Origin of the sequence: Bacillus sp. FJAT-29814 (assembly GCF_001510715.1) — a bacterium.
In the GTDB taxonomy this organism is placed as follows: domain Bacteria; phylum Bacillota; class Bacilli; order Bacillales; family Cytobacillaceae; genus Neobacillus.
Window position 1 is genome coordinate 126151 of sequence record NZ_LMTJ01000006.1, and the last position, 20415, is coordinate 146565.

The window sequence follows — 20415 nt, forward strand, 5'->3', positions numbered from 1 at the left end:
TCAGATTGTTGAGAAACCTAACTCTACGGCTTAGAAATGAAAACCTTTTTTCAATTCTTGAAGATTTCTTTTAATAAAATATATTATGCAGTCAAATAGCCCTCCATCTATCCCTTTTTTCTTTAGATGGAGGGCTATTTTTTTCATATTTTGACATGCTGCCGTAAGGTAAGCCTGCTCCTGGACACACTTCACCCCTCGCATTCGGGCATATCGAAAACCATGTAACTCTTTTGAATCCGCAAAGCTCCGTTCAATGGTATAGCACCTTTTTCTGTAGAGCTCTTTTCCGGTTTTTGTTCGTTTATTGGCTCTGGCGATATCCTTATATGGTTCCCAAATATGATGGGTTATTTCTCTTTGTTTTTTATTCGAAGACATACACTTTTCCCGGAGTGGGCAGACAGCACAGTCATTTTTGTCGGATTTATAATGACGGTATCCTTCTCTGTCGGTTGTTACATATGATAATTTACATCCCATTGGGCATGCGAAAGCATCCAATTCACTTACATAGTGAAATTTTCGTTTAGGAATAACCAATTTTTGATTGCCAAAACGTCGATATCCCATGACCATATAGATCTTCTCTTCATGTAATTTCTTACAAATATAGCCGGTAAAGTAGCCGGAATCCAGTGCCACCGCCTCTACCGGAAGATTAAATTTTTCCTTTTGATATTTTAGGCGTTCCCAATATACTTCACTATCTGACTGGTTCCCGGCAGTAATAAACGTGTCAGTGATGATGTTATATTTGGCATCAACTGTTCGATGATCTAAGAAGAAAAAACCTCTTGGTTTACCTTCTCGCATTAAAAAGCCACTTTCGGGATCTGTTGTGCTGACCCGTGTCAGGGAAACCTTTTCCTTCTGACTCTCCTTACGTGGCTTTAACGCTTTTTTTCATGTTCTATACGGTCCTCCTGGACCGCTTCTTCTAATTCTTCGATATACACTTTCGGTCTTTCCTCTTTAACTTTCCGTATGAATTTGTTTTTATTGGCATTGGCTTTAACATGAGTGGAATCAGTCATTAAAATACGACCGCTTACCATACGATGTCCAGTGGCTTGTTTAACGATTTCATCAAAGATTTCTTCGAAGATAGTGGAGTTTATGAATCGAGTTCTTCGGTTGAAGCTGATAGTGGAGTGGTCAGGCACTTTGTCATTCATAGACAGCCCTAAAAACCAGCGGTAGGCGGCATTAACTCTAATTTCTTGTTCAAGCTGTCGTTCCGAACGAATACCATAAAAATATCCAATGAACATCATTTTAAATAAATTTATTGGCGGAATCGAAGGTCTGCCGTTATCCGAGCAGTAATAAGGGGTAATCTTTTCCTCAATAAATGAAAAATCAATTGTTTCTTCAATAGTCCTTAAAAAGTGATCTTTAGGGACAATTTCATCCACAGAAGTAGTGACTTGATCATTACGGTGGTTAATAACTTTACCTATCATAGCCAATCCCTCCCATCTCCATCATAAATCCAAATTAAGGAAATGGCAAAAAATAACCGTTGAGAAGAGACTTTCTCAACGGCCTGNAATCCCTCCCATCTCCATCATAAATCCAAATTAAGGAAATGGCAAAAAATAACCGTTGAGAAGAGACTTTCTCAACGGCCTGTAAAAAGGACAGGCAAAAACCTGTCCTTTCTTCCATTAAAATACATTAAACTTTCCTTTTTTCAATACGAGACCGGCTCCGCCAATCATGAATAAAGAGCGGTTATCCACGACTTTTTTCATGAAGGATGCACTGGTTCCGGTTAATTTCTTGCCGAAGACAACCCCAATCGCATCATGTTCACCTAACGAACAAACAGTCCCTTTATTATCGAACTTAAATTCTTCAAGATCTTGTTTGTTACGGATCAAGGCTGCAAGATTACGGGCTGTTAGTTCTCCTTGCTGCATGGCAATTTGTGCAGTTGGCGGGTATGGACGATTGATTTCTTCATTGATTACCAAAGAGCTGTCGCCAATAATAAATACATCCTCATAGCCCGGCGCACGAAGATCTGGTTGCACTTTTACGCGTCCGCGCATCGCCTCAAAGCCTGATCTTTCAATGACGGAGTTCCCGCGGACACCCGCAGCCCAGACAACTGTACCTGCCTTGATTTCATAAGGCTCTTCCTCGCCTTTGGCAACGAAAATTCCATCTGGAGTACATTCTTTGATGGCAGTTCCAATCCTAAACTCGACGCCTTTTCTTTCTAATTGTGAAACAGCGTAATCGACCAATTCCTGATCGAACCCCGGAAGAACGGTTGGTGCTGCCTCCACACAGATAATTTTTACTTTATGGAAATCCACATCATATTCATGGCATAATTCTGGAATCCGGTTTGTCAGTTCGCCAAGAAACTCAACTCCTGTAAATCCGGCACCGCCGACAACAATCGTCAAACGGTTATCATTCTTTTCTTCTTCCGTGCTGTACGTTGCAAATTGGTATTCAATATGCTCACGCAATAACCGTGAAGAGTTGACATTGACAATTCCGAACGCATATTCCTTTAACCCTTTAATGCCGAAGGTTTCCGGCTCGCCTCCTAAAGCAATGACAAGATAATCATAATCTAGCTCACCATTATCCAAGATAACCTTTTTGTTTTCCTTGTCAATTTGTTCAACACTCGCTTGAACAAAGTCAACCTTGCTGCGGTCAATGACATCCCGTATATCATAACGGACTTTGTCATGGTGCAGCGTACCCGCTGATGCTTCGTGCAGCCAAGTAGTTTCGTAATGATAATCGTGTTTATTAACTAGAACGATATCGGCTTCGTTCACGCCAAGATGTTTTTGTAAACGAACAGTTGTCATCAATCCGCCGTATCCAGCACCGAGAATAACAATTTTTGGCTTTCTCATCTAGATCACTTCCACCCTTTTTATTTTTTCTATTTCTTTTATCTTCCTCAGCTTTGATGATTATTATTTTTTATGAAACAAAAAAGTATGTGATATAATTCACGAACGAAGATAAAAAATAGCAGCTAAATCGGAAAGTTGATTTGCCTTCCAACATCGCCGTGCATTTTGTGAAAAAATAAACATAAATTGTGCTATTTTTGTCACAAAATCTTAACAATATATCCACAATACATATTATGCTACTTCCTCCGGAATATCAAGCAATTTAACCAATATATTTACCAAAAATATCATGTTAATTATTTCAAGTTTAAAATTTATGGTTATTCATTGAAGGACTTGTTTTTTCCAGAAAAATGTGAGGATTTTCATATTTTGTGATATTATAGTGAATGGAGTTGTTACTACAAGTTGGGGGGGTACGGTGTGCAAGAGCCAAAAGTTTATGACATTACCATCATCGGCGGAGGTCCCGTCGGTTTATTTACCGCCTTTTATGGAGGAATGAGACAAGCGTCAGTGAAAATAATTGAAAGCTTGCCTCAGTTGGGCGGCCAATTATCAGCACTTTATCCGGAAAAATATATTTATGATGTAGCCGGGTTTCCAAAAGTCCGTGCACAGGAATTAATCAATAATTTAAAAGAACAAATGGCGAAATTCGAACCGATCGTTGCTTTGGAGCAATCTGTTGAAAAAGTGGAAAAGCAGGAAGATGGCACATTTAAGCTTACCACCAATAAAGAAGTTCATTTTACCAAAACTGTTATTATTACAGCCGGGAACGGTGCATTCCAGCCTCGCCGTTTAGAACTTGAAAGCGCTGTCCAATACGAAAGAAAAAATTTATACTACTTCATTGATGAACTCAATCAATTTGCCGGTCAAAAAGTAGTTGTATTCGGTGGCGGAGATTCTGCCGTTGACTGGGCATTAATGCTTGAGCCAATTGCCGAGCAGGTTACCATTGTTCACCGCCGTGACAAATTCCGTGCTCATGAACATAGTGTCGAAAATCTGTTTAATTCCAAGGTTAATGTGAAAACACCGTATGTTCCAGCTGAATTGATTGGCGATGAAAACGGAATTAAGCAAGTTGTCATTGCTTCCGTAAATGGGGAAGAAAAAGTAACAATCGACGTTGATGCCGTCATTTGTAACTATGGTTTCGTTTCATCCCTTGGACCAATTAAAGAATGGGAACTTGAAATCGAAAAGAACTCGATTAAAGTTAACTCCAAAATGGAAACGAATATACCGGGAATTTATGCTGCCGGTGACATTTGTACCTATGAAGGCAAAGTAAAACTAATCGCCTGCGGTTTCGGCGAAGCGCCAACTGCTGTTAACAATGCAAAAGCTTTCATGGATCCAAAAGCGAAAATCCAACCGTTACATAGTTCATCTATGTTTGACAAGTAATTTAGTAGGTAAGATAAAAGGCGTCCCTCAAGCGAGACGCCTCTTTATTTGTGTTATTAACCATTATGAAATTTATACATCCACAGCACACCGGATTTGATGAGACGTGCGACTCGACCCGTAACCGGCAGATCTGCCACCATGGCAAATCCATGCTTTTTCCCAAGCGAACCGAGCACACCTTTTAACTTGATCTGCGGGAAGGCTTCCGGCAGTTTTTCGCCGGCCCACCGTTTCTTCAGCACCTCGACAATTTGAACCGCTTGCCCTTCTGCCAGTTGGGCGCTTGGGGCATGCGGTAGGCTCGCGCAGTCACCGACGACAAAGATATTTTCATCATGCGGCAAGTGGTGATGCGGTGTTAGCAGCAGCCTGCCCGAATGATCCTTTTCCCCTTCCATCTCTCGGACAAGCTTATTCGCTTGAATCCCTGCAGTCCAGACAATTACATCACAATAAATCGGTTGGTCATGATTATATAGAGTATTTTCTTCCACCCTGGTGATATTAGCATTATTAATGACTTTGACATTATGACTGTTAAACCATTCTTCCACATACTTGCTTAAGCGATCCGGGAAAGCAGAAAGGATATGCTTGCCGCGGTCAAATAATTTTACCTGCAGATCCCCCCGGCTTTCGCTTAATTCACTGGCTAGTTCCACACCGCTGAGTCCAGCCCCAACAATGCCGACAACCGATCCCGGCGGAAGATTATTCAATGCGGAGTAGGTGGCTCGGGAATTTGCGATACTCTGAATGCTGTAAGTAAATTGGTCGGCACCAGGCACCCCATGGTATTTATCCTCACAGCCCAAGCCGATAACAAGGTCATCATAAACAATCGGTTCTTTGTCTTTTAGCAGTACCTTTTTTGCATTTGTGTCAACCCCGATTATTTCCCCGTACTGAAACTGAACCCGTGGATGCTCAGGGAACGCGACCCTGACTTCTATGTCAGAAATCGTTCCTGCGGCAAGTGCATAAAACTCCGTTTTCAAACAATGATAGGGAACCCGGTCCACAAGTGTAATCGTTACGTCCTCAGGCAAGTCATTGGGCAGAAGTTCGCTCATTATTTTCATCCCGCCATATCCACCGCCGAGAATCACTAGATTTTTCATGCTAATTATCCCCTTTGAAAAACAATTCTTGGTATGTATTCTTGTTTAAAATTGAAAATATTGTTGATAAATTTATAGTTGTCCAGTTTTTTCACGCAAATTAGAGTATATCGAAAATATGTCAAAATAACAACATATATACCCGTGCACTTGACAGAACTGCCAGAAACATGGTAATTGACGAAGCTATCCAAAAGGAGTAGGATAAGTAAATAGTGGAGAGGTGAGAGCAATGATTCAGCCGATCATAGAATTTTGTGTCAGCAATCTTGCCAATGGCGGACAAGCAGCACTTGAAAAATTAGAAAGAGATCCTAATTTGGATATTATTGAATATGGATGTCTCGGCTATTGCGGTAAATGCGCAACCACTCTTTATGCTCTAGTCAACGGTGAGGTTGTCACCGGAAAAACTGCAGATGAACTGGTCGAAAATATTTATCAGTATTTGGAAGAGAATCCAATGTTCTAAATTAAAAGGGAGCGTTTGCCGCTCCCTTTTCGAACTATATGGCATATCCTATTCATAAAAGTCGAATAGGTTGAGTAGTTTCAAACATGTGTTTATACTAATGATAAAAGCCTCAAATTTTTGAAGGAGGGGATTTCTCATGAGCCAGGATTTCGTAATTTTAACAGAAGCGGCCTCGTTGCAAATTAAAGATATGATGAAGCACAATGAAGAAGAAGGTGCGTTCTTGCGCGTCAGCGTAAAGGGCGGCGGCTGTAGCGGCCTGTCATATGGAATGGGCTTCGACCATGAAGTAGGCAAGGATGACCACCAGTTCGAGCAGTTTGGCATTAAAGTTCTTGTCGATAAAGAAAGTGCACCAATTTTAAATGGCACTAAAATTGATTATAAGCAATCGATGATGGGCGGCGGATTTACGATTGATAATCCGAATGCGATTGCTTCTTGCGGCTGTGGATCTTCGTTCAGAACCGCAACAGCGACAGGTACTCCTGAGGAATGTTAAGCAAAAAATAGACTGAGCCCGATTTAAAGGGTCAGTCTATTTTTTATGCTCCTGTATATCCATATTTCTCAAGCTCGCTATAAATTGTTTTTAGCCGCGGGTTTCCTTCGCCTACCACCTTATCCTTAATGACGACGACCGGATAAAACATATCTTCATCGATCACACGTTTGGCAAACTCCGATTTCTCGGTCTCTTCCGGGGGCAGGAAAATATCAACATAGGTCATTTTAAACGGCTGATCGGGAAACTTTCTGGCGATGGCCGCTTCCAGCCACTCAAAAGTTTCTTTGGATGATGGCAAATTCACGCAGCTCGGGCATAATTGCTCGGCGCCGTATAGGACAATTTCCACTTCGGTAAATTCCATAGCTACCATTCCTTACTGTTTTCTTTTATTTTATACTATCCAAATGATAAAAACGATGAAAATGCTTTTTGTGCGTTTCCCCAAATTCTGATAATGGATTTTTACTATTGACCTCAGTATAATATAAGTAGGAAAGGAGTCGATCATTATGTCAGAACAAGTAATGTTTGAACAAGTACAGGAAGTATTAGATAAATTACGTCCGTTTCTTCTTCGCGATGGCGGAGATTGCGAATTAGTCGATGTGGAGGACGGAATTGTAAAACTTCGTTTGCTGGGTGCTTGCGGTTCTTGCCCAAGCTCGACCATCACACTAAAAGCAGGTATCGAACGCGCGCTATTGGAAGAAGTTCCTGGCGTCGTTGAAGTAGAGCAGGTTTTTTAATAACATCATAGGAAAAGCGATTGCTGGATGAAGAAGCAATCGCTTTTTTGTGGGGTTGAGCATAATTGTGGTTTAAGTATAGCCAATTGTCGTTCGGCATTGCTCAATTGTTGTTAAACTGCTTCCAATTGTCGTTCAGCCTTGCTCAATTGTCGTTAAACTGCTTCCAATTGTCGTTCAGCCTTGCTCAATTGTCACACAGCTCAAATTAGGACCTCACCCTTGTCAACCATTCTCTATTGACAAGCGTTTTCGGTGCCCTTCCCTCCAAAATCGCTTCAATGTTCTCGGCACACAGCTGCATCATGTCTGTTCTGGCATCGAGGGTGGCGCTACCGATATGCGGTAAGGCAACGACATTCGGAAGCGTAAGAAGCGGATGATCCGCCCTAATCGGCTCTCTTTCAAACACATCCAGGCCGGCACCGGCGATCTCCACCGCCATTAATGCCTCATATAATGCCGTTTCGTCAACAACCGCTCCTCTTGCTGCATTAACGAAAATCGCTGACGATTTCATTTTTCGAAAAACTTCACGGGAAAACATTCCCCTGGTCTCCGGAGTCAAAGGCGTCAAGCAGACAACATAATCGGACTTAGAAAGGAGTTCATCAAATGAAACATACACCGCTCCCAACTTCTCTTCCGCCTCGGGCTTTCTCGTTCGGTTGTAGTAAAGAATGTTCATGTCAAAGCCAGTAGCCCGTTTAGCGACTGTTTCGCCAATTTTTCCCATTCCCACAATCCCAATTGTTTTATGATGGACATCTTTGCCAGCCAGGAATAATGGGCTCCAGTTTTGCCAGTTTCCCTGTTTAACCAGCTCCGCCGCCTCAACAATCCGCCGGGCCGCAGTCATAAGCAAGCCAAAAGTCAGATCCGCCGTCGCATCCGTCAAAACGTCGGGCGTATTGCAAATTGCAATCCCCTTCCTAGTAGCCGCGGCCACATCGACATTGTCATAACCAACCGCCATATTGGCGATGACCTTCAAGTTTTTCCCTGCCGTTAAAAGTTCCTCATCAATTGCCTCAGTCAACATCGTAAACAGCGCATCCGCCTTGGCCGCTTCCTCCAGCAGCACATCACGGGGAACAGAAATGGCTTCGTGTTCCCACATATGCACTTCGAATTTTTCAAGTAGTGGTTTAATCGCTTCCTCTGGTAGTTTCCTTGTTATAAAAACATATGGTTTCATTGCCGCATCCCTTTCCTCAACCTGTTTCCTCGCCTTTTAGTTTAACATAAATCATATAAACAGCCATTCAAGCTGCGGAAGGTTTACCTGATTGATCGGCGCTCCAGAAATTTGAAAGAAGCCGGCTAGAAAACGTTCATACTCCGGTGATTGGCGCAATATTTTGGCTAGTTGCTCCTCCAAAAGCTTCTTTTCTTGCTCGGAACGGGTAATGTAGTAATTTTCCACACATTCGAAATAATGGAGCGGGAAAATCAGGCGGGCATACAATAGCCGCCAGGAAAAAGGCGATAACGGAACAACGCTTTGATACTCATCGAAAAATTGCTTTACCTCAACGTCATAGGTCTGGTTATTGCGAAAATACCGTTCCCTCGTCCATTCGGCCAAATCACGGCTCGGGTGGTCGAAAACCCAATCAAATGGATTTTTGAAATAGCGGCTGCCCCAAGTCACCTTCGTAAACCTTTCGTGGCAAACGGTCCCGCTGTCGGTTTCGAGCGGCGAATCATCGATTTCCGTATCGACCAAATACTGAATCGCATTCTCTGTTAACCCCATGTAATAAGGAAATGAATCGACAAACATTTTTTCAAACTCATCCTCCGGCGTTTGAAACAGAAGACGGTTCCACTCCCGTTCCATTTGCTCCAGCCGCTTTTCCCAGATTCCCTTCCATTGGCCGATCCGGCTTGACCGCTGAATTTGAAATGGCACTCTTCTGCCGCGCTCATGAAACTTTGCCAGTTTTCTGCCGATCTTTGTTTTTCGCTGTTGCTGTTCCAGCTGCCGATTGGCAAGAACACAATATTTATTTTGATCCCAGGTGGCGATGTACGAACCATCCTTCGTCGGCAAAAACATCGGGACACTCTGGTCTCCGAATTTCCTTAAATGCTCGGCAATGCTGCCCAATTCTTGAATATCGGCTTCTTCACGATTGCGGATTGCCGCAATTAGGTAAAGCCAGCCATTGCCTCTCAGCGCATCAAACTGGTCAATTTTCAGCTGTTCCTCGGCCTTGACCCCGTAGTGAGTCTCAAGCAGTTTCTGCAGCATTTTTTCACCCCATTTCCTACCTTCTTCTAAGACATTTATATGTATCGATGCCTTAAAACTTGTTGTCTTCTGCTTTATAAAAAAGTAAGACATTTTATTTGATTGTCTTAAAGAAATTTGCATATCATAAGCTAATGGAGTATATATATAGAAAAATTTACAGAAAAAGGTGATCCGAGGAATGGCAGCTGACAAAAAGATTAATCACGTAGAGGATAAAGCACGCAAATGGTTGAAAGAAAGAGGCGTTGAAGTACAGGACATCGCCGATTTAGTTTTCTATTTGCAGGAAAAATACCACGAAAATTTAAAAATGGAAGATTGCATCGCAAACGTAGAAAAAGTACTTTCAAAACGCGAGGTGCAAAATGCGATTATCACGGGCATCCAGTTAGACATTCTTGCAGAGAAGGGTATGCTTGAGGAGCCGCTTCAATCGATCATTGCCACCGACGAAAGCCTTTATGGAGTCGATGAAATCCTCGCCTTCTCAATTGTGAATGTGTACGGTTCAATCGGTTTCACGAACTACGGCTACATCGATAAACAAAAACCAGGAATATTGGCTCATTTAAATGATAAATCTACCGGCGAGTGCCATACGTTCTTAGATGACATTGTCGGCGCGATTGCCGCTGCGGCCTCAAGCAGATTAGCGCACCGGGCAGCGAATGTTGAATAAGTTATTAAAAAGGATGGCGATATGCCATCCTTTTTATGGTTCCCAATGATCCAAAGTGTCAACTGTATGAGTTGGCTGTTGTTCGTAACCCTTCAACAGTTCTTTCGTTGTGACTCCGGTATGAACCAACAATGTATCCAAGCCGGCATTCATGCCCGCAAGTATGTCGGTATCGTAATAATCACCAACCATCAATGTATCTTCTTTGGCTGTTCCCAACACCTTTAAAGCCTGTTCCATGATGATGGATTCTGGTTTTCCAATAAAGATAGGCTTAGTTTGTGTGGAAACGGCAATGACAGATGTCAAAGATCCATTCCCCGGCAGAAGCCCGCGCTCGGTCGGAATGGCTATGTCGCCATTAGTCGAGATAAATGTTGCCCCATTGCGGACGGCAAGGCAGGCCACGGCCAATTTTTCATAACTGATTTCCCGGTCTATTCCGACAACAACAAAATCGGCATCTTCCCCGGCGAACTGGAACCCTTTTTCCTCCAGCGACGTTCTAATTCCCTCTTCCCCAATCACATAGACTGTGCCACCGGGGTTTAACTCATATATGTAATTTGCTGTTGCCTGGCTTGTCGTAAACACAAGCTCCTCGGAAGCCGGAATGTCAAAGTCGAGTAGTTTTTTGGCAACCTGGGCCGGCGTCCGGGATGAATTGTTGGTCACAAACAAGTATGGAATCCCTTTTTCTTTTAACTTTTTGACAAAATCGGAAGCAGCCTCAATCCGCTCTGTGCCTCGATACATCGTCCCATCCAAATCAATTAAATACCCATTATATTTTTTCAAAAAAAATCACCTCTAAAAATAGCTTCTCCCATAAAAGAAAAAGACCGTTCGGCGGTCTTAATTTTTAAATGCGGATACCGGTCCTAATTCGTTTGTCAAATAATCACGGACATTTGACGCGAAAAGGTCCAAGGCCGGTAAATGCTTGGATAATTGTCGGATTAGTTCCGAATGATCAATTTCTGTGTAAAATTGAACAAGCATTTTGCGAAAACCAATCAAGGTTTTCAAGCTACTGCCAGTTTCTGCACTGATGACTTTTTCGTCCATTAAAATGTCAATAATATCTTCATAGCTCCCCGGGTCACGCATAATAAATCCGTCAATCATGGAATTGCCAACATCCAATACGGACTCCAACATCATCTGCGCCACCCGCTCCAAAGCGGCCTTTTCTAGCGGTGTAGACCATTCCTTGACCTCCGAGAAAAGCTTAGTCTGCGTTTCCAAATACACTAATGTAGTTTCAATTTTTTCCCGGTCAACAAAATACATGTACTCCACTTCCTTCATCATCATCAATTCTACGTTGCCATGTCCCTCATCAATACCGTTGGCGGAGCGTAAAAATTGCCTTGGGCGAGGTCAACCTTATTGCGGGTCAGGACTGAGGCTTCCTCCTCACTTTCGATTCCTTCGGCAACAACGAGGGAACCTGCTTCCCTAGCCACCAGCAATAACCCCTTAAGCATGGATTCCTTTAAAGAATTTTTATCGATATTTGAAATAAGGGATCGGTCAATTTTGATGATATCAGGCATAATCTCACTAATCGTACTCAAATTGGAATATCCAGCACCTGTATCATCAATTGCAATTCGGAACCCCATTAATCGTAACATTTTTATATTATAAATGAAATCTTTGAGCCCTTCGATTGAATCATTTTCCGTAACTTCAATGATGATCTGTGTCGGCAAAATGGTGCGAACGCGCTGGAGCAGATTTTTTACATCCCTGGTGAAGCGAATGTTTCCAAGTGTGATCGGAGTAAAATTAATAAAGACATCATCACGGCATTTGGCTGCCTTTATTTGTTCCAACGCTTTTTCAAGGACAATCATTTCTAGTTCATAGAGTGTCCCAGTCTGTCTGGCAACGGAAAATAACGGCAAGGGACTCTCCAAAGCCGTTCCTTTTGGACCGCGGGTCAGCATTTCCCACGCCCGGATTTCATTTGTAGCAACATCAATAATCGGCTGTGCCAGCAGCTTGATATTCTTTTGGGAAATAATATTATTGATTGTATAAAACATGCTGTCATATTTGGCGGCAAGTCTTTTTTCGGCCATGGCAATCGCCTGCCGCTGCGCTTTTTCAATCGATTCCTGAATAGAGTAATGCTTTTTGTCAACAAACATATAACCTGTTTCAAACTGAAGCTGAATCGATTGGTAAAGCTTATGCAGCCTTTTTTCCACCGGGTTTGTCAGGTTCTTCATGATTCGGTCCATTTCGGATATGTAATGGCAATCATGATCCACCTGAACAACTAAGGTAAGTCCATCCCCATAATAATCATGAAGGGAGATAATATCCTGTTCATCCAGTTCTTCTAATACAACTTCCCGAAATGCCTTCTTAATCTGCCTTTGCAAATGACGATGCTGGTTCTCCCCGAGCTGTTCGGCCAACTCGGCAACATTTTGCAGATTAAACACAATAACGGCCACTTCATGCCCCGTTTGAAAAGCGGTGACGACTCCCTCTAATACTGGATTTCGCAGCACGAATTTAGGTGGATAAAATCGTAATGAAGAAAGAGGCAATAGAAGCTTTCCCCATTGCATTATTTCTTTCACTTTGTCGATGGAGCGGCGGATCATAAATTTCCCTCTTCTAGCTTCAGACATCATAGTTAGTTATATTGTAACATATTTTTACATTATTCTATTTTTTTTACAGGTTTTTTTCAGACTATGTTGGGAAAATCCTCAAAGCTTCCCATCCTCGAGATTATTTTGATATGATAGAAGGTGTTCAATAGGACTGATAAAGGAGACTGTTATGGTAGATCGTTTTTTCTTATATGATGATATGGAAAATACAAGGACAAGGTTTGTCAGCTTTGTGGGTGAAAACCAGCGCTATGATTTAGCCATCATGAAGTCCGACAGGCATTATGGCAAGTCGCTTGTTTTAAATATGCAGGGGAACCGTTTTGCGATTATTGGCCAGGATGACTTGCAGGAAGAGGGCTATTTGGAGTATGCCTTTCAACTGAATGAAGAAGAAGCAGAGGAACTGAAATCTTTTCTGATTGAAATTATTTAAAGTAAGCTCATGTTTTTCGCCCCTTTAGAAATACTATGGAACAAAGGAGTGAGCGACATGGCTGAAAAGGATGCTGAGAAATACGGTGATTTCTCGAATGTGGAAAAACAGCGGAATTATCTGACTGCCGAAGAATTCCCCGACGGGCCGTTTGGGTCGCTAATCAGGCAAAATGAACCCGTTGAATTAAAAAGCACCCCTTGGAAGGAAGGTCAGCGCCGCTACAGCAGCTTTAATTACGAATTTAAATCGCTGCACCAAGATCTGCCTCGGCAAGTGCCAGGCGCCCATCCGCCGCATGATAATAAATCAACCGATCAACAGGCACCGTATAATAATAATGAAACGTAAAAAACGAAGGAGCATTTGCCCTTCGTTTTATTTTTTTACCTTTTTCAATACAAAATAAGCACAGCCAAAATTACAGTATTCATAAAGGTATTCGCTTAATGTACTGATTTTTGTATCAAAGGTTGCTTTTTGGTTTTGGTCATCAAAGAAGCCTTTCAGGCGAAGCTGGCCGTATCCCCAATCACCGACAATGTAGTCATATCTGGACAGAATATCGCTATACCTGGCTTTCAGCGCATCCTCGTTAAAGCCGTCGCGAAATTCCTGCACCAGTTCGTAATGTAAATTATTGATCGTTACCATACCTTGTCACCTCTTTTTTGCCAGCGGTTCTAAACTCCATTATAACCGATTCACCATGAATTACTAAGAAAAAAAACATCTCGTATGGAAATTCTAATAAAAGGAGGTGTTTTCACATTGAAAAAGCTAGTTGTAATCGCGGGACTGTGTACACTGACAGCGCTCGCTGGCTGCCAAAAGGACACGGCGAACCGCGATGTCTATGAAGAAAGCGGCAATACCATTAATGTTAATAATAAACGCCACGAGCTTTATCGGGAGGGAGCAACCAAGGATGTTCGCAACGTCAGTACCTCCTATGGGTTTGTCCGTCATCAGAAAAGCCCTTTGATGAACGACAACACCGCCAATGACACTTATTCAGCACTTGACCGCGAACAGGTAGCTAACGTTATCAGCAAGTTAAGTGTCAATATTCCACATGTCAATGATGTTGCGACCCTTGTTACCGACCAGGAAGTATTGGTGGCCTATGATACCAATTCAAAGGATCGCAAAATGACAGCCGATCAGGTAAAAAGAACCGCCATGTCTGTCGTCCCAAGATTTTACCATGTGTATGTCAGCGACAATGAGGCCTTAATGCAAGATGTTGAAAATTTAGCAAGCTTTGATTCAAACAATAGAAAAGCGCGCGACTCGGTCAATCAGGTAATAAAACAAATGAAAAAATCGCCGCAGGGCAACCGGATGAACGACAGTGAGGACGAAAATGGCCTTACACCGGATGATTCGGACCGGACAATGACAAATCGATAATAAAAAGGAGTTCTGACCCGAGTTATGGGCCGAACTCCTTTATTTCTTTATGCTTCCTGGGCGTTTTGTGTTTGCTCTCCAAGCATCTGTTTATGCTTTGCTGCTGCATTGACTTGCTCATCGGCGTGGTATGAAGAACGAACCAGCGGACCTGCTTCACAGTGACTGAAGCCTTTGCTGAGGGCAATCTCCCGCAGTTCATTAAATTCAGCAGGGCTGTAATATTTTTCAACCTTTAAATGACCTTTGGTTGGCTGCAGGTACTGGCCAATCGTCATGATATCTACATTGTTCGCGCGCAAGTCGTCCATAACCTCGATAATTTCTTCCTTTGTCTCCCCAAGGCCAATCATCAGACTGGATTTCGTCGGGATGCTTGGCTGCATTTCTTTGGCGCGGCGTAGGAACTCAAGAGAACGATCATATTTAGCCCGGGCGCGGACTCTTGGAGTTAATCGTCTAACTGTTTCAATATTGTGGTTCAGAATATCCGGCTTCGCATCCATCAGCATTTTCAAATTTTCTTCTTTTCCGCCCATATCTGACGGAAGCACTTCAATGCTGGTAAATGGATTCTTGCGGCGAATGGCCCTGATAGTTTCTGCAAAAACGGCTGCACCGCCATCCTTCAGGTCATCGCGGGCCACAGCAGTCACGACCACATGCTTCAGGTTCATAAGCTGAACCGAGTCGGCAACCCGTTCCGGCTCCTGCAAATCAAGTTCGGTCGGCAGGCCAGTTTTTACGGCGCAGAAACGGCACGCGCGGGTACAGGTGTCGCCTAGAATCATAAACGTGGCTGTTCTTCTAACCGCCCAGCATTCATGGATGTTCGGGCAGCGCGCTTCCTCACATACCGTATGTAGATTTTTTTCACGCATTAATTTTTTTAAGCCAGTGTAAGACTCATTTGTATTTAGCTTTATTTTTAACCATTCCGGTTTTCGTAAAATTTCTTCTTGCTTGCTCATGATTACACCCCTTATATGATCAAAAACAACATCTTCTTTTGTCACTTTAACATACCGGGGATGGAACGACAAGCGAAGGGGTTTGTTTGCGGGGCTTCAAAAAAGGTTTGGCGAAATATGATGTGAATCCGGCGAAATACTCCATATGTTCGGCGAAAACATCTTCAAATTCGGCGAAAATTCGCCCAAGTTTGGCGAAATACACACCAGATTCGGCGAAATACCTTTTGATTACCATATATTAACCATTATGAAATTTCCTAGGTTCCATAAACTAATTTTGTACATTCAAAGGGAAGGATGATTCCTGTGAGGGCTGTTCTGATGATTGGAACGTTCCTTTTGTTCTTTATTACAATAATTGTTCCAAGAAATGCTTATGCCAGTGAAATCGACCCCTATTGGGAACGAATGAAGCTTTATAAAAAAGTTGAAACAGTTACGCAAATTCCTTGGTACTACCTGGCGGCAATTGATCAATATGAACGAAATGTGCGTAACGTTCGCCGTGACTTGCCTAAGCCGGATCGGCTTATCGCCATCTATTTTAAGCCTGAGGTGTGGGTAGGATTGACCAACCCGAACCTTGCCGAAGAAGACCCTGCAATCATCTCTTTTTTTAATGGAATGGGTGTTGATGGGGATGGTGATGGAAAGGCTAGCCTCAAAAGCGACGAGGATGTCTTATATGCATTTGCCAAGTACCTGCTTTCCTATGGTGTTGACCATGATAATATTAAAATCGGGTTATGGAATTATTACCGCCGCGACCGAACAGTAGGCAGCATTGCCAATTACGCAAAAATCTACCGACATTATGGACGGCTTAATTTGGATGCAAACGTATTTCCTGTTCCGCTCCGCAGCAATCATAGCTATCGCAGCACGTGGGGAGACGCCCGCGGCTGGGGGGGACGCAGAATTCATGAAGGTACCGACATTTTCGCCGGATACGGCGTTCCGGTCAGGGCAACCTGTTACGGTGTCATTGAAATCAAGGGCTGGAACAAGTTTGGCGGCTGGAGAATCGGAATTCGAGATATTAACAACAACTATCATTACTTTGCCCATCTCAGCGGCTTTGCGAAGGATTTGAAGGTTGGGCAAATTGTTGAACCTGGCATGCTGATTGGCGGAGTAGGAAGCTCCGGCTATGGACCACCAGGAACCTCCGGGAAATTCCCACCGCATTTGCACTATGGGATGTATAAAGACAACGGAATTACCGAGTGGTCTTTTGACCCGTATCCGCATTTGGCAAAATGGAAACGGCTTGAACGGGCCCGTGCCGTGAAGAAATAGGACTGTCCGCACAAAATGGACAGTCCTTTATTCTCCTCCTGATTTTTTTGTTGGTTTTGCTTTCTTTTCCGGAACAGGAATGGAGAGCGTTGAATCTCCGCCGCTATTATAAAATTGCGGGACTTCCCCCTGAATCAAGGTGCCGCCCACAGGTATGGTCTGCTTTAGCTTTGTAATCTCTGTTGCAAATGGGGTAATAATTTGCACAGATACTTCGATCTCTACCGAAACTTTAATCCACGTGTTGTTGATTCCAATTGGCTCCGTTTCGATATGAACATCAGGTTCAACCTCACCGATAGCATGGAATTTAACTGGGATTTTCGGACCGAGGTTCCCCAATAAAGTGATATTGGTGGCCTGCCCGAGCGGAACATACCATACAATCCCATCTTCTGACGAAGTTTCTTCTGTCTCAATTTCCACGTCGGTTAACTGCTCCAATGAGGCGATATTGCCAGCTTTGGCAGACTTTAAGTTTTTTTGAATTTGTGCTGTTGTTTCAGCTAAAACCCTATTAATCAAATCTGTATTTAATTGCGCATTTTCTTTCGAGCCATCTGCACTAGGGATAATTTGGATGACATTATTATTTTCCCCCACATTGGTTGTTCGTTTTGTAATGGCTCTATTAATAACAAGGGATGCAATATTTCGGGTTTCAGATGTTGCATATCGCATCAAAGTCGGTTCTATTCCCTTGTTGACAAGCAAGATTCCAATAGCGGTCGTAAACAGAAAAAATACGATTGTTATTAGAATGACATAGCGGAAGGGCAATGGTCCACGCTTTGATAACCTTCTGCGAAACTTTGCCAAAAAAATCACCCCTTCAAGCTATATGTATGCTTAAAGGGGGTGGTCTAGCCCATTAATGTTTGAACAAGTAGGGTAAAAATAAAAGCCTGCCTTAAAGGCAGACTTTTTTACAGCATTTTCAGCAAGGCGTCCTTGCCGATCATCCCTTTCTTGATTCCCAAATTTTCTGCCTCGAGTGTTACAGACTCCAGCGGAGCATCTAACAGCTGCTCAATCGTCCGCACGCCAACAGCCCTGCCAGCAATGACTTTGCGGTCCTTTAACTTTTCATTCAGTAACCCGACATCCAAGGCACCGCACATAATATATCCTTTTTCGCTTGTCACGGCAAGCAGGGTAGTTTTAGGAAGTAACACCGAAACGGCCAAAAACGTATGGCCTTCAATTTCAACTGGTGATAGATTGATCAAAGGATTCCACACTCCTTTCCCTACTAACACAGTATGAAAGCAGGTTAAAAAGCGTGTGTCCCAATTTAGGACATTGACTGCAGCTTCCATTTCAGCAGATCGCGCATGAATTCCGGCAGAAAATAATTTTTAGCCTTTTGCAGAATAACCCTCTTGAAAAAATGGCCGAATGTAAACATATCGGGCAAAGCTAAGGTGTATGTTTTTTCTGGAGCAAGCTCCCTTCCTCCAATTAGGACCCTTCCCTCCACAAATTCAACCCCGTCATAAACAAATATCCCCAATTTATCACCTCGGAATCCCAGGCCTTTTATATGCCGATGATGGAGGGTTTCATCCATTGATTCTTCGATAACAGCGATTAATTCCTCCCCGGTTAACTCGACAACACATGGATTGATCGGATGCGGGCAAATCGTGAGCAAATCATACTTCGTTACATCGCCTGCCAGTGGCCCCAACAACAGCCCTGCATTAATCATTGCACAATCAGCTTGGCACCATTCCTTTACCGCGCGGCATAACAACATGGCCAAGTCTGTTTCCTTAAAAGGGTCAGCTACCAACGTCCTCTGGAGCGTCGTAATGGTCTGTGATAACAGCTCTTTTCCTTTATCAAAAAATAACTGAATCTCTCGCTCCTCATTTTTGACAGGAGGGAGGTCGTTCACGTTAAAAAGTAAGGCACTTTTACTGCTGATCGTCCTTTGGTCGTTTATCTCGAGTATGACCTGGCCAACGTAATAGCCATACTTACCCGCTGCCCCAATAAGAGTGTCGCCGACCATCTCTCCGGTCTCCAGCACATGATGGGTATGGGCGCCCAAAATGACATCAATTTCAGGGAACTCTGCAGCAATCCTCTCATCGTCCCGAAGGCCCAAATGTGATAGCAGGATTACCAAATCCGACTCCTGGTTAAGCTGTTTAACCCATTGTTTTAATTCCTCTATTGGTTCGGTCAGCTTCCACCCCAGTTGATCGTATAGCTGGGCAAACATGGCCGTTAACCCGAGAACGCCGATTTTTGTTCCTGTTGGCGTCTGATAAATTTTATAAGGCTTCACCCAGTCAGGATAAGAGCCGTCTTTATTAAAGAAGTTCGCGACCAGGACATCAAAGTCGGCATGCTCATAAAGCTTGTCTAAATCGTCGTGAGGCAGATTGACTCCCTCATTATTGCCAATCGTGACGGCAGTATAGCGGCATTCATTTAATAGCGCTATATTTCCTATGCCCATGGTTGCCTCCGTATATGGGTGCCAGCGGTCGATGAAATCACCGATGTCAAACAGGAAACTGTCTTCTCCGCTTTCGTGGTGTAGCTTTTGCTGCTTTTGTAAAAATTGCTTGATTCGCGGCCAATTTTCCAAATGGCTATGTAAATCATTGGTATGGTAAAGATAAATTTTTTCCATTAGCCTTCCATTCCTTGATGAGTTTCTCGAATCCCGACTGTTTATTTAAAATAAATCCAGCTGCCGAGGAGCAAGCCCATCATATTCAATATGTAGTAACTCTATCATTTGCTTTGCATTGTCTGCCGCATCTCCGCCGGAGTTGTTATTAAACAGAAGATAGACGTCTTTGCATGCTTCTTCCAATGAACGGACATGGCCTGCCCATTCCTTTAGTTCCAGCTGATTATACTTGTAAAGGTAGCGCACCTCTCGCCAATTTTCGGCATTGCGCTTTTGCCAGCCAAAAACATTGCGGCCGTGAAACCGGACTAGGACCTTTTCAGGATGGGTCGACTCCAACACAGTCGGAACCGAACCTTCCCCAGATTGCGGCTCATCACAGATGCTGTGGATCCATTTTTCCATCTTCATAAAATCGAGCGTTTGCTGGCGGTATTGCGGGATGAACCACGATTGATGCCGAAATTCCAAGGCACATGGGAATTCCTCCATTTCCTGCTTGCACCAGCGTAAATAATCAACATTTTCTCTTTTTAGATCAAACCAGGGCGGGAATTGAAATAGAACCATCGCAAGTTTATTTTTCTCTATATAGGGCTCTAATGATTCCTTGAACGCTTGAAACATGGCTTTTTTATTTTCAAACGGGATTTCACCACGGAGATGGCCAGTCATCCCTTGATAGGCTTTGACAACGAACTGGAAGCCTTTAGGAGTTTCGTTGACCCAATTCAGGGAGTTACGTTTGGGTTGTATGGCGTAAAACGCTGTATCAACCTCGACTGTTGGAAAATGCCCGGCGTATTCCTTTAGTTTATCCCTTGAAGCAATTTGGCCCGTGTATAAGCTGTCATGGTCGCCCCAGCCTGTAACACCGATATAAATCAACAAACTCACCT

22 protein-coding genes and 2 pseudogenes are annotated in these 20415 nt (G+C 43.2%); 9 read left to right on the forward strand and 15 right to left on the reverse strand.

Annotated elements, in window-relative coordinates:
• Positions 1-93 precede the first annotated feature (93 nt).
• Together AR334_RS29030 and AR334_RS17430 are read right to left on the reverse strand one after the other, a co-directional pair.
• Positions 94-1466, reverse strand: a pseudogene (locus AR334_RS29030) (IS1182 family transposase); the annotation flags it as partial.
• 204 nt (positions 1467-1670) lie between these two features.
• Entirely contained in the window at positions 1671-2888 is a 1218-nt protein-coding gene (locus AR334_RS17430) for an NAD(P)/FAD-dependent oxidoreductase (protein WP_066314231.1), read from the reverse strand.
• Between the two features lie 429 nt (positions 2889-3317).
• Between AR334_RS17430 and AR334_RS17435 the strand changes: the two genes are divergently transcribed.
• Complete coding sequence (locus AR334_RS17435; RefSeq protein ID WP_066314233.1) at positions 3318-4313, forward strand: NAD(P)/FAD-dependent oxidoreductase; 996 nt, start codon at positions 3318-3320, stop codon at positions 4311-4313.
• Between the two features lie 56 nt (positions 4314-4369).
• On the opposite strand, the gene AR334_RS17440 is transcribed toward AR334_RS17435, so the two are convergent.
• Entirely contained in the window at positions 4370-5437 is a 1068-nt protein-coding gene (locus AR334_RS17440) for an NAD(P)/FAD-dependent oxidoreductase (RefSeq protein ID WP_066314236.1), read from the reverse strand.
• A 232-nt stretch (positions 5438-5669) separates the two neighbouring features.
• Between AR334_RS17440 and AR334_RS17445 the strand changes: the two genes are divergently transcribed.
• Together AR334_RS17445 and AR334_RS17450 are read left to right on the forward strand one after the other, a co-directional pair.
• Positions 5670-5909, forward strand: coding sequence for a YuzB family protein (locus tag AR334_RS17445; RefSeq protein WP_066314238.1), 240 nt, complete (start codon positions 5670-5672; stop codon positions 5907-5909).
• 139 nt (positions 5910-6048) lie between these two features.
• A complete protein-coding gene (locus tag AR334_RS17450; protein ID WP_066314240.1) occupies positions 6049-6414 on the forward strand; it encodes an iron-sulfur cluster assembly accessory protein in 366 nt (121 codons plus the stop codon).
• Positions 6415-6457: 43 nt separating this feature from the next.
• Here the strand turns inward: AR334_RS17450 and AR334_RS17455 are convergent, their stop codons facing one another.
• A complete protein-coding gene (locus tag AR334_RS17455) occupies positions 6458-6784 on the reverse strand; it encodes a YuzD family protein (RefSeq protein ID WP_066314244.1) in 327 nt (108 codons plus the stop codon).
• Positions 6785-6907: 123 nt separating this feature from the next.
• Here AR334_RS17455 and AR334_RS17460 point away from each other — a divergent pair.
• A pseudogene (locus AR334_RS17460) lies at positions 6908-7169 on the forward strand (NifU family protein).
• Between the two features lie 208 nt (positions 7170-7377).
• Here AR334_RS17460 and AR334_RS17465 read toward each other — a convergent pair.
• Together AR334_RS17465 and yutH are read right to left on the reverse strand one after the other, a co-directional pair.
• Entirely contained in the window at positions 7378-8367 is a 990-nt protein-coding gene (locus AR334_RS17465) for a D-glycerate dehydrogenase (RefSeq protein WP_066314249.1), read from the reverse strand.
• 51 nt (positions 8368-8418) lie between these two features.
• Positions 8419-9426 (reverse strand): spore coat putative kinase YutH, encoded by a 1008-nt coding sequence (yutH, locus tag AR334_RS17470; protein WP_066314250.1) that lies wholly within the window; start codon positions 9424-9426, stop codon positions 8419-8421.
• 181 nt (positions 9427-9607) lie between these two features.
• Here yutH and AR334_RS17475 point away from each other — a divergent pair, with 181 nt between their 5' ends.
• Complete coding sequence (locus tag AR334_RS17475) at positions 9608-10108, forward strand: phosphatidylglycerophosphatase A (protein WP_066314252.1); 501 nt, start codon at positions 9608-9610, stop codon at positions 10106-10108.
• Between the two features lie 33 nt (positions 10109-10141).
• Here AR334_RS17475 and AR334_RS17480 read toward each other — a convergent pair whose 3' ends face one another.
• The 3 genes from AR334_RS17480 to AR334_RS17490 are packed head-to-tail and all read right to left on the reverse strand — an operon-like array spanning position 10142 to position 12732.
• Positions 10142-10906: a TIGR01457 family HAD-type hydrolase gene (locus AR334_RS17480; RefSeq protein ID WP_066314254.1), complete on the reverse strand. Its 765-nt coding sequence runs from the start codon at positions 10904-10906 to the stop codon at positions 10142-10144.
• A 57-nt stretch (positions 10907-10963) separates the two neighbouring features.
• The gene (locus tag AR334_RS17485; RefSeq protein WP_066314256.1) at positions 10964-11401 is read right to left on the reverse strand and encodes a DUF86 domain-containing protein; all 438 of its coding nucleotides are present in this window, start codon (positions 11399-11401) and stop codon (positions 10964-10966) included.
• Positions 11402-11430: 29 nt separating this feature from the next.
• Positions 11431-12732, reverse strand: coding sequence for an EAL domain-containing protein (locus tag AR334_RS17490; RefSeq protein WP_066314258.1), 1302 nt, complete (start codon positions 12730-12732; stop codon positions 11431-11433).
• A gap of 181 nt (positions 12733-12913) precedes the next feature.
• Between AR334_RS17490 and AR334_RS17495 the strand changes: the two genes are divergently transcribed.
• Positions 12914-13180 carry a DUF3055 domain-containing protein gene (locus AR334_RS17495; RefSeq protein WP_066314261.1) on the forward strand — a complete coding sequence of 89 codons (267 nt, stop codon included), beginning with the start codon at positions 12914-12916 and terminating at the stop codon, positions 13178-13180.
• 57 nt (positions 13181-13237) lie between these two features.
• The gene (locus tag AR334_RS17500) at positions 13238-13531 is read left to right on the forward strand and encodes a cytosolic protein (RefSeq protein WP_066314265.1); all 294 of its coding nucleotides are present in this window, start codon (positions 13238-13240) and stop codon (positions 13529-13531) included.
• A gap of 27 nt (positions 13532-13558) precedes the next feature.
• Here the strand turns inward: AR334_RS17500 and AR334_RS17505 are convergent, their stop codons facing one another.
• The gene (locus tag AR334_RS17505; protein ID WP_066314267.1) at positions 13559-13834 is read right to left on the reverse strand and encodes a YutD family protein; all 276 of its coding nucleotides are present in this window, start codon (positions 13832-13834) and stop codon (positions 13559-13561) included.
• Positions 13835-13951: 117 nt separating this feature from the next.
• On the opposite strand from AR334_RS17505, the gene AR334_RS17510 reads away from it, so the two are divergent.
• On the forward strand, positions 13952-14593 hold the full coding sequence (locus AR334_RS17510) for a YhcN/YlaJ family sporulation lipoprotein (RefSeq protein WP_066314270.1): 642 nt from the start codon (positions 13952-13954) through the stop codon (positions 14591-14593).
• 47 nt (positions 14594-14640) lie between these two features.
• Here AR334_RS17510 and lipA read toward each other — a convergent pair whose 3' ends face one another.
• Positions 14641-15579 (reverse strand): lipoyl synthase, encoded by a 939-nt coding sequence (gene lipA, locus AR334_RS17515; RefSeq protein ID WP_301337171.1) that lies wholly within the window; start codon positions 15577-15579, stop codon positions 14641-14643.
• A 309-nt stretch (positions 15580-15888) separates the two neighbouring features.
• Here lipA and AR334_RS17520 point away from each other — a divergent pair, with 309 nt between their 5' ends.
• Complete coding sequence (locus AR334_RS17520) at positions 15889-16866, forward strand: M23 family metallopeptidase (protein ID WP_066315355.1); 978 nt, start codon at positions 15889-15891, stop codon at positions 16864-16866.
• Positions 16867-16893: 27 nt separating this feature from the next.
• Here the strand turns inward: AR334_RS17520 and yunB are convergent, their stop codons facing one another.
• The 4 genes from yunB to AR334_RS17540 form a co-directional block, all read right to left on the reverse strand.
• The gene (gene yunB, locus AR334_RS17525; RefSeq protein ID WP_066314277.1) at positions 16894-17685 is read right to left on the reverse strand and encodes a sporulation protein YunB; all 792 of its coding nucleotides are present in this window, start codon (positions 17683-17685) and stop codon (positions 16894-16896) included.
• A 107-nt stretch (positions 17686-17792) separates the two neighbouring features.
• On the reverse strand, positions 17793-18095 hold the full coding sequence (locus AR334_RS17530) for a YunC family protein (protein WP_066314279.1): 303 nt from the start codon (positions 18093-18095) through the stop codon (positions 17793-17795).
• Between the two features lie 65 nt (positions 18096-18160).
• Complete coding sequence (locus tag AR334_RS17535; RefSeq protein ID WP_066314281.1) at positions 18161-19513, reverse strand: bifunctional UDP-sugar hydrolase/5'-nucleotidase; 1353 nt, start codon at positions 19511-19513, stop codon at positions 18161-18163.
• A 45-nt stretch (positions 19514-19558) separates the two neighbouring features.
• Positions 19559-20404, reverse strand: coding sequence for a DUF72 domain-containing protein (locus AR334_RS17540; RefSeq protein ID WP_066314283.1), 846 nt, complete (start codon positions 20402-20404; stop codon positions 19559-19561).
• Positions 20405-20415: the final 11 nt, after the last annotated feature.